Here is a 9882-nt window from a genome sequence, read left to right as displayed (position 1 = left end):
ATATTTTATATTTCAGCTAACAACTGTACTGGTTAATTTAAAGACATTTAAAATCAATCACATAAAATTGCGTTTGATCCGGGTAAATCTCGGCAATCACCTGTTTAAGTTCTTCAAGCGTCATGTTTTCCTGCTGGGCATGTTTTTCCGTTAGCGTATCCAGTGTAACGGTTGAAGTGCCGACAACTTCAATCGTGCAGAAGTAGCCATCATCCTCGAAGCGCCCAACGCGCAGAATATCGCCGGCTTTGAAGTGTGATTCAGACTCATCACGAATGGTGATGGTCTTACGTCCGGCCAGAATGTCATCCTGGAAGCGTTGAAAAAAAGTGATGTCATTTGGCTGCATGTTATTATTCCCTGTAGATGAAGTCTGATGAGTGAGTTTTGCCATTGTGAGTATGTTCTCCCACGCTGCCATCGCCAGTCTCAACAATCTTGAGATGCTGGTCTATAACTATGTCATCAAAAACCGTGACAAAGTCATGTACATGACCATTCGCGAACTGGCCGATGCCGTGGGCGTATCCACAACTACCGTGTTGCGCTTTTGCCGCAAGCTTAAATGTGAGGGCTACTCAGAATTTCGCGTACGCTTTAAATTATATTTAGAGCAGAATGAACCGCAACAGGCTAATTTTGGCGCCAGCGAGATAATTAGCTTTTTTAAAGGCGTAAACAATGACGAGTTTGATAAACTGCTCGAACAGGCTGTTGATATTATATTATCTTCCGAGCGTATCATATTCGTCGGTGCGGGAACATCAGGGGCGCTTGCAAAATATGGCGCACGTTTTTTCTCCAATGTGGGTAAATTCAGTAACCATATCGACGATCCTTATTTTCCGGTAACCAATGATATGGCCAGAAACGCGCTGGCGATTGTCCTGTCCGTCTCTGGCGAAACAGAGGAAATCCTGCGTTTCGCCAGCCAGTTCAGCCTACATAACTGTAAAGTCCTGTCGATTACCTGCCATGAGCACTCACGACTGGCGAAACTCGCCGACTTTAACCTCTCCTGGCACGTACCGCAAACCCGCATTGCGGGGGTCTATGATATTACCACGCAAATTCCTGTTATTTATATTCTGGAATCACTCGGCCGCAAGCTGGCGAAAAGATTAGCGTAAAAAAACAATATGTTTTTTTGATGTAACAAATCACATTTCCGCTATTTTGTTATATCGTGACATTTATCTTTCCTTTGTTAGACTCAAAATCAGATTGTATTAATTTGAGACTGAGCGCAGATGAAAAAACTTACCTTACCAAAAGATTTTTTATGGGGCGGCGCAGTAGCGGCGCATCAGGTTGAAGGCGGCTGGAACAAAGGTGGCAAAGGTCCCAGCATTTGCGACGTACTGACCGGTGGCGCACATGGTGTTCCCCGTGAGATCACTCAAGACATTGTGCCCGGCAAGTACTATCCCAACCATGAAGCTGTCGATTTTTACAGTCATTACAAAGAAGACATCAAGCTGTTTGCTGAAATGGGCTTCAAGTGCTTCCGTACCTCTATCGCATGGACTCGTATCTTCCCGCAAGGTGACGAATCACAACCGAACGAAGAAGGTCTGAAGTTCTACGATGATATGTTCGATGAATTGCTCAAATACAACATCGAGCCGGTTATCACACTTTCCCACTTCGAAATGCCGCTGCATCTGGTTCAACAGTACGGAAGCTGGACCAATCGCAAAGTCGTCGATTTCTTTGTTCGTTTTGCTGAAGTTGTCTTTGAGCGCTACAAGCACAAGGTCAAATACTGGATGACCTTTAACGAGATCAACAACCAGCGCAACTGGCGCGCGCCGCTGTTTGGTTATTGCTGTTCCGGTGTAGTGTATACCGAACATGAAAACCCGGAAGAAACCATGTATCAGGTGCTGCATCACCAATTCGTGGCCAGCGCTCTGGCAGTGAAAGCCGCACGCCGCATCAACCCTGAAATGAAAGTCGGTTGCATGCTGGCGATGGTACCGCTGTATCCGTTCTCCTGTAAGCCTGAGGATGTCATGTTCGCGCAGGAATCTATGCGTGAGCGCTATGTTTTCACCGACGTTCAACTGCGCGGCTACTACCCGTCTTATGTACTGAACGAATGGGAACGCCGCGAATTCAACATCAGGATGGAAGAGGGTGATAAACAAATCCTGCGTGAAGGGACCTGCGATTATCTCGGCTTTAGCTATTACATGACTAACGCAGTAAAAGCAGATGGTGGTAGCGGCGATGCAATCTCGGGTTTTGAAGGCAGTGTGCCAAACCCACACGTAAAGGCCTCCGACTGGGGCTGGCAGGTAGATCCAGTTGGGCTGCGCTATGCATTATGCGAACTGTACGAGCGTTATCAGAAACCGCTGTTTATCGTCGAAAACGGTTTTGGCGCCTACGATAAAGTAGAAGAAGACGGTAGCATCAACGATGACTATCGTATCGACTATCTGCGTGCTCATGTCGAAGAGATGATGAAAGCAGTAACGTATGATGGCGTGGATCTGATGGGCTACACACCGTGGGGCTGCATCGACTGCGTATCATTCACCACCGGCCAGTACAGCAAACGATATGGCTTTATCTATGTGAATAAACACGACGATGGCACCGGCGATATGTCGCGTTCGCGCAAGAAAAGTTTTAACTGGTACAAAGAAGTGATCGCCAGCAACGGCGAGAAACGTTGATTTTTGCCGGATGGCGGCGTAAGCATCTTATCCGGCCTACAGGTTATGCTCCCGTAGGCCGGATAAGCGCAGCGCCATCCGGCAATTAAATGCCTACTTCCCGCCCGCCAGCTCCAGAAAACTGCCCGTCACGTAAGAGGCCTTTTCGCTCAACAACCAAACTATCGCCTGCGCGACCTCTTCCGGCTGTCCGCCTCGCTGCATCGGCAACATGGGTTTCACGCGATCAACCCTTCCTGGCTCTCCACCTGACGCATGCATCTCAGTGTAGATCAGGCCCGGCCGTACGCAGTTTACACGAATCCCCTGTGCCGCCACTTCCAGCGCCAGTCCGGTCGTTAACGAATCCACAGCGCCTTTCGATGCGGCATAATCAACATATTCGAAAGGCGCGCCAAGTCTTGATGCTGCTGAAGAAACATTCACAATCGCCCCACCCTGACTACCGTGTTTTAACGACATCCGTTTTACCGCTTCCCGACAACACAGAAAATAGCCAGTCACATTGGTTGCCAGGACACGATTGATTCGCTCAGCCGTTAGATTCTCCACCGTGCTCTGCTCAAACAAGATCCCAGCATTATTGACCAGTGCAGCCAATGGTTCGCCTTCGCGGTCAATAGCATCGAACATCGCCACCACCTGGCTCTCATCACTGATATCCGCACGCAGAATAAACGCGCGCCCTCCAGCAGCGATGATGCGATTGACCACCTCCGTTGCTGCGCGAATATTATGATGAAAGTTAACCGCAACCGTGTAGCCCTCTTCTGCCAACTGCAACGCTGTTGCCCGTCCAATACCACGACTGCCGCCAGTAACCAGTGCGATTCCCATGCTTTCCTCCAGATATGAAAAGGCCGGGAGGCGGCTTCGCCTTACCCGGCCAGGAAACGGCTTTACTACGCGAAAAAGTTACTGATATTCACTCATCGGTACGCAAGAGCAGAACAGGTTACGGTCACCGTAAACGTCATCGAGACGCTTCACGGTCGGCCAGTATTTGTTCGCGACACCCGCCGGGAAGACAGCGATTTCGCGGCTATAACCGTGAGTCCACTCAGACACCAGTTCATTCTGGGTATGCGGAGAGTTAACCAGCGGATTATCTTCCAGCGGCCACTCACCGACTTTCACGCGCTCGATCTCAGCGCGGATAGCCAGCATCGCATTGATAAAGCGATCCAATTCTACTTTGCTTTCGGATTCCGTTGGTTCGACCATCAGCGTACCCGCAACCGGGAATGACATGGTCGGCGCATGGAAACCATAATCGATCAGACGCTTGGCAATATCCAGTTCGCTGATACCGGTCTCTTCTTTCAGTGGGCGAATGTCGAGAATACATTCATGTGCCACACGGCCATCACGACCAGTATACAGCACCGGATATGCATCCTTCAGACGGCTGGCAATGTAGTTGGCATTAAGAATAGCCACCTGGCTTGCCTGCTTCAGTCCTTCTGCCCCCATCATGCGGATGTACATCCAACTGATTGGCAGAATAGATGCGCTACCGAACGGCGCAGCAGAAACTGCGCCCTGACGGGTGAGCATCCCTTCAATCTGTACCACACTGTGGCCCGGCACGAACGGTGCCAGATGCGATTTAACGCCGATCGGCCCCATACCTGGGCCACCGCCGCCGTGCGGAATGCAGAACGTTTTATGCAGGTTGAGGTGCGATACATCTGCGCCGATAAAGCCTGGCGAAGTGATACCAACCTGGGCGTTCATGTTCGCACCATCAAGGTAAACCTGACCGCCAAACTGATGCACAATTTCACATACTTCACGGATGGTTTCTTCATATACGCCGTGCGTAGACGGATAGGTAACCATGATGCAAGAGAGGTTTTCACCCGCCTGTGCCGATTTTTCGCGCAGATCGCCAAGATCGATGTTACCGTTCTTATCACACGCAACAACGACGACCTGCATACCTGCCATTTGAGCAGAGGCCGGGTTGGTACCATGCGCAGAAGCCGGGATCAGGCAGATATCACGATGACCTTCATTACGGCTTTCGTGATAATGACGAATTGCCAGCAGGCCAGCATATTCGCCCTGTGCACCGGAGTTCGGCTGCATGCAGACAGCGTCATAACCGGTCAGTTTTACCAGCCACTCGGAAAGCTGGCCGATCATCTGGTGATAACCTTCTGCCTGTTCTGGCGGGCAGAACGGGTGCAGTTCGGCAAATTCCGGCCAGGTGATTGGAATCATCTCAGCTGCCGCATTTAGCTTCATGGTGCAGGAACCCAGCGGAATCATCGCCTGGTTCAGCGCCAAATCTTTACGCTCCAGCGAGTGCATGTAGCGCATCATTTCGGTTTCACTATGGTAGCGATTAAATACCGGATGGCTGAGGATTGCGTCATCACGCAGCATGCTGTCCTGAATAGAACGGCTGTCGAGCGCTACATCTTTATCCAGCACGTCGATGTTCAGGCCGTGGCTGTCGCCCAGCAGGACGTTGAACAATTGCACAACATTTTCGCGAGTGGTGGTTTCATCGAGGGTGATACCTACTGCGTTATGAATATCGCTGCGCAAGTTGATTTCAGCCGCTTCAGCACGCGCCAGTACGGCCGCTTTATCAGCCACTTCTACACACAAGGTGTCGAAGTAATGCGCATGCCGCAGCTTCAGTCCTTTCTGTTGCAGACCTGCCGCCAGAATATCGGCCAGGCGGTGGATGCGGTTTGCGATGCGTTTCAGGCCTACCGGACCATGATAAACGGCATACAAGCTGGCGATGTTGGCCAGCAGTACCTGCGAGGTACAAATGTTGGAGTTCGCTTTCTCGCGACGGATATGCTGTTCACGAGTCTGCATCGCCATACGCAGTGCGGTATTACCCGCCGCATCTTTCGATACGCCGATAATACGGCCAGGCATAGAGCGTTTGAATTCATCTTTAGCAGCAAAGAACGCTGCGTGCGGACCGCCGTATCCCATCGGTACGCCGAAACGCTGTGCAGAGCCGAACACAATGTCTGCGCCCTGTTTACCCGGAGCGGTCAGCAGGACCAGCGCCATAAAATCGGCAGCAACGCTGACCACGACCTTACGGGATTTCAACTCAGCAATCAGTTTGCTGTAGTCGTGCACTTCACCGGTAGTACCAACCTGCTGTAACAGCACGCCGAACACATCCTGGTGATCCAGTGCTTTTTCCGCATCATCGACGATAACGTCAAAACCGAAGGTTTGTGCACGGGTACGCACGACATCCAGGGTTTGCGGATGAACATCAGCAGCGACAAAGAAACGGTTGGCGTTTTTCAGCTTACTGATGCGTTTTGCCATCGCCATAGCTTCAGCGGCAGCGGTGGCTTCATCCAGCAGAGATGCGGAAGCCATGTCCAGACCCGTCAGGTCCAGCGTGACTTGTTGGAAGTTCAGCAGCGCTTCCAGACGGCCCTGAGAAACTTCTGGCTGATACGGCGTGTACGCGGTGTACCAGCCCGGGTTTTCCAGCATGTTGCGCAGGATAACCGGCGGCAACTGCACGGCGGTGTAGCCCATGCCAATGTAGGACGTGAAGCGCTTGTTACGCCCGGCGATGGCTTTTAATTCTGCCAGCGCAGCGTATTCGGTCGCCGCCTCGCCTACCTGCGGCGGGGTTGCGAGCTGAATGTCTTTCGGCACAATCTGGCCGATCAGCGCGTTTAACGATTCGGCGCCTACCGCATTCAGCATCTCTTGCTGCTGCGCGGCGTCCGGTCCGATGTGGCGTTCAATGAAAGCGCCGCTGTTTTCAAGCTGGCTTAACGTCTGTGTCATGGGCGATGGTTCCTGAAACGTGCAGTGAATCGTGATTGTCTCTGTCTACGTGCCCGGTGGCGCTAGCGCTTACCGGGCCTACGCATGCTTTGTAGGCCGGATAAGCGCAGCGCCATCCGGCAAAAGCGTATTTACTCGTCTTCTAACAAAGCTTCATATGCGGTCGCATCCAGCAGTGATTCAATCTCACTTTCATCGCTGGCTTTGATTTTGAAGATCCAGCCGCCGGTATACGGCTCGCTGTTAACCAGCTCCGGAGAGTCGCTGAGTGCGTCATTAACCGCAACAATCTCACCGCCGACTGGCGCATAAATATCAGATGCCGCTTTTACGGATTCCGCAACGGCGCAGTCATCACCCGCGCTTACGGTCGTGCCAACGTCAGGCAGATCAACGAAAACCATGTCGCCCAGCAGCTCCTGAGCGTGTTCGGTGATACCAACGGTGTAAGAACCGTCAGCTTCTTTGCGCAGCCATTCGTGTTCTTTGCTGTATTTCAGTTCTGCAGGTACGTTGCTCATCAATCAATCTCCAAAAAAGGATGAATTACGCGACGGCTTTGCCGTTACGCACAAAAATAGGTTTAGTGACTTTAACTGGCATTTCGCGGTTACGAATTTGCACAATCGCCGTTTCGCCGATACCTGCCGGAACGCGTGCCAGCGCGATGCTGTAGCCCAACGTTGGGGAGAAGGTTCCGCTGGTGATGATGCCTTCATGCTGGTTGCCCGACGCATCAGTAAAACGCACTGGCAGTTCATTGCGCAGCACACCTTTCTCCGTCATGACCAGGCCGACCAGTTGCTCGTGGCCTTTTTCGCGCTGCAATTCCAGCGCTTCACGACCAATAAAGTCGCGATCGGTCGGTTCCCACGCGATAGTCCAGCCCATATTGGCTGCCAGCGGGGAGATACCTTCATCCATCTCCTGACCATACAGGTTCATACCGGCTTCTAAACGCAGCGTATCACGCGCGCCCAGACCGCAAGGCTGAACACCGGCTTCGACCAGCGCACGCCAGAAATCCGCAGCCTTTTCATTCGGCATGGCAATTTCATATCCCGCTTCACCGGTATAACCCGTGGTCGCGATAAACAAATCACCCGCCTGAACGCCGAAGAACGGTTTCATACCTTCAACAGCATGGCGTTGTTCGTCAGTAAACAACGTGGCAGCTTTTGCCTGCGCGTTTGGTCCCTGCACCGCGATCAGCGACAGGTCATCACGAACAGTGATGTCGATGGCGTAAGGTTCAGCGTGTTGGGTAATCCAGGAGAGGTCTTTTTCGCGGGTGGCGGAGTTTACAACGAGGCGGAAGAAATCTTCAGTGAAGTAGTAGACAATCAGGTCATCTATCACGCCGCCCGAAGCATTTAGCATACCGGAGTAAAGGGCTTTACCTGTCTTCGTTAGCTTCGCGACGTCGTTTGCCAGCAGATAGCGCAAGAACTCCCGGGTGCGGCTGCCGCGCAGGTCGACGATGGTCATGTGCGACACATCAAACATACCGGCATCGGTGCGGACAGCATGGTGCTCATCGAGCTGAGAACCGTAATGCAGTGGCATCATCCAGCCATGGAAATCAACCATGCGCGCGCCACATAGCGTGTGTTGTTCGTACAAAGGAGTCTGTTGAGCCATCTTTTCCTCGTTGAATAAGCGGGGCTATCAACTCTTTCGTGGTGAAATCTTCGCCACGAAACCCAGCACCACAGCCGCTCCAGGGGCTGCGACGCAAACGTTCTCTTTGTCCTGAACTTACCACCGAAACAGACGCTAAACCATAAGGCAAAATTAACCATCACATTAGCTTATGACTAAAAATGGCCAGATCTCCGACAGCATAAAAAACCAGTTAAATGCCATTATGTCAGAACAACAGGCGAAGATAAGTGAAGTTGAGCCGCATCAATCCATATTAAATGTGGAAAAAATGTCAAAAATGGCGTTATGAAAAAAACGTAATATTAAAAAAACTAATGCGAAAAAAGGCGTGGAATTAGATTATTTCAAATGAGAGAGTCATCCCGGCGCGTACGCCGGGAGAGGAAAGTGTGACGGGTTTCAAACTCTTAAGATTGTCCTTACGGACACTCGCGTAGCCACTCAGGAAGATCGTTCAGCCCCATCGCCTGGCGGATGAGTTGTGGTTTTACGCCCGGGAGGGTATCGGCCAGTTTCAGACCAATATCACGCAGTAATTTCTTCGCCGGATTTTCCCCGGCAAACAGTTCACGGAACCCCTGCATTCCAGCCAGCATCAGCGCAGCACTGTGCTTGCGGCTACGCTCATAACGGCGCAGATAGAGGTACTGGCCGATGTCTTTCCCCTGACGTTGCAGGCGCTTAAGTTCATCAATCAACTCCGCTGCATCCATAAAACCGAGGTTCACCCCCTGCCCTGCCAGCGGATGGATGGTATGCGCCGCATCCCCTACCAGGGCCATACGATGGGCGGCAAACTGGCGGGCATAGCGTCCCGTCAGCGGAAACGTCTGGCGTTCGCTTTCAAGCTGGCATAACCCCAGACGATTATCGAAAGCGATATTCAGAGCCTGATTGAAATCATCTGCACTTGCCTGCTGCATACGTTCAGCGTCCTGCGGCGAGAGAGACCAGACAATAGAGCACAAATGTGGGTCGCTAAGCGGCAGGAACGCCAGGATACCTTCGCCATGAAACGCCTGACGCGCAACCGCGCCATGGGCTTCTTGCGTACGGATCGTCGCCACCAGCGCATGATGACGGTAATCCCAGAACGTCAGCGGAATATCCGCTTTGTTGCGCAGCCACGAGTTTGCACCGTCAGCACCAATCACCAGACGGGCGGTCAGCATGGAGCCATCTTTCAGCGTCAGGAACGCCTCATTCTCTCCCCAGGCCACCTGCTGTAACTCAGCCGGTGCCATCAGCGAGATATCTGCTGAACGCTGTGCTTTTTGCCACAGTGCGTAGTGAATCACCGAGTTTTCAACGATATGCCCCAAATGGCTGTAACCCATACTCTGGTCATCAAATTCAATGCGTCCAAAGCTGTCTTTATCCCAGACTTCCATGCCGTGGTAGCAGCAAGCGCGACGGGCAACAATATCCGACCATACGCCAAGGCGCGTCAGCAGTTTTTCACTGGCCGCGTTAATTGCCGACACGCGAAGCTGAGGGGGTGCATCCGCCGCCAAAGGCTGTGGAACATGTTGTTCTAACACAGCAACGCGTAATCCGCTGCCCTGCAGGCCGCAGGCAACCGCCAGTCCCACCATGCCGCCACCAACAATTGCTACATCAACACTTTGCACTGTTTGCTCCTGAAAATAGGACAATCAAAAACCGTAGGCCGGATAAGGCAAAGCCGCCATCCGGCATCAATTCCGCGACATTGCCTGATGGCGCTGCGCTTATCAGGCCTACT

The 9882-nt window shown here is 52.1% G+C and carries 8 protein-coding genes; 2 read left to right on the top strand and 6 right to left on the bottom strand.

The features are described 5' to 3' along the window. Positions 1 to 37 precede the first annotated feature (37 nt). Positions 38 to 349 (bottom strand): N(4)-acetylcytidine aminohydrolase, encoded by a 312-nt coding sequence (yqfB, locus tag NNO02_RS12210; RefSeq protein WP_202037821.1) that lies wholly within the window; start codon positions 347 to 349, stop codon positions 38 to 40. A 52-nt stretch (positions 350 to 401) separates the two neighbouring features. Between yqfB and NNO02_RS12205 the strand changes: the two genes are divergently transcribed. Both NNO02_RS12205 and bglA read left to right on the top strand, forming a co-directional pair. Continuing rightward, a complete protein-coding gene (locus tag NNO02_RS12205) occupies positions 402 to 1130 on the top strand; it encodes a MurR/RpiR family transcriptional regulator (protein WP_271449909.1) in 729 nt (242 codons plus the stop codon). Between the two features lie 120 nt (positions 1131 to 1250). Next, entirely contained in the window at positions 1251 to 2684 is a 1434-nt protein-coding gene (bglA, locus tag NNO02_RS12200; protein WP_271454897.1) for a 6-phospho-beta-glucosidase BglA, read from the top strand. A gap of 93 nt (positions 2685 to 2777) precedes the next feature. Here bglA and NNO02_RS12195 read toward each other — a convergent pair whose 3' ends face one another. The 5 genes from NNO02_RS12195 to ubiI all read right to left on the bottom strand — a co-directional run bounded on the left by NNO02_RS12195 (position 2778) and on the right by ubiI (position 9769). After that, the gene (locus NNO02_RS12195; RefSeq protein WP_271454896.1) at positions 2778 to 3521 is read right to left on the bottom strand and encodes an SDR family oxidoreductase; all 744 of its coding nucleotides are present in this window, start codon (positions 3519 to 3521) and stop codon (positions 2778 to 2780) included. A 78-nt stretch (positions 3522 to 3599) separates the two neighbouring features. Then, positions 3600 to 6473 carry an aminomethyl-transferring glycine dehydrogenase gene (gene gcvP / locus NNO02_RS12190; protein ID WP_271454895.1) on the bottom strand — a complete coding sequence of 958 codons (2874 nt, stop codon included), beginning with the start codon at positions 6471 to 6473 and terminating at the stop codon, positions 3600 to 3602. A 131-nt stretch (positions 6474 to 6604) separates the two neighbouring features. Next, the gene (gene gcvH, locus NNO02_RS12185; protein ID WP_271441218.1) at positions 6605 to 6994 is read right to left on the bottom strand and encodes a glycine cleavage system protein GcvH; all 390 of its coding nucleotides are present in this window, start codon (positions 6992 to 6994) and stop codon (positions 6605 to 6607) included. Positions 6995 to 7019: 25 nt separating this feature from the next. Continuing rightward, entirely contained in the window at positions 7020 to 8114 is a 1095-nt protein-coding gene (gene gcvT, locus NNO02_RS12180; RefSeq protein ID WP_271454894.1) for a glycine cleavage system aminomethyltransferase GcvT, read from the bottom strand. 443 nt (positions 8115 to 8557) lie between these two features. Next, positions 8558 to 9769 (bottom strand): FAD-dependent 2-octaprenylphenol hydroxylase, encoded by a 1212-nt coding sequence (ubiI, locus tag NNO02_RS12175; protein ID WP_271441216.1) that lies wholly within the window; start codon positions 9767 to 9769, stop codon positions 8558 to 8560. Positions 9770 to 9882: the final 113 nt, after the last annotated feature.

The sequence above is a fragment of the Citrobacter sp. Awk 2 genome, assembly GCF_028069815.1.
In the GTDB taxonomy this organism is placed as follows: domain Bacteria; phylum Pseudomonadota; class Gammaproteobacteria; order Enterobacterales; family Enterobacteriaceae; genus Citrobacter.
This window is presented reverse-complemented; position numbering and strand designations above follow the sequence as displayed.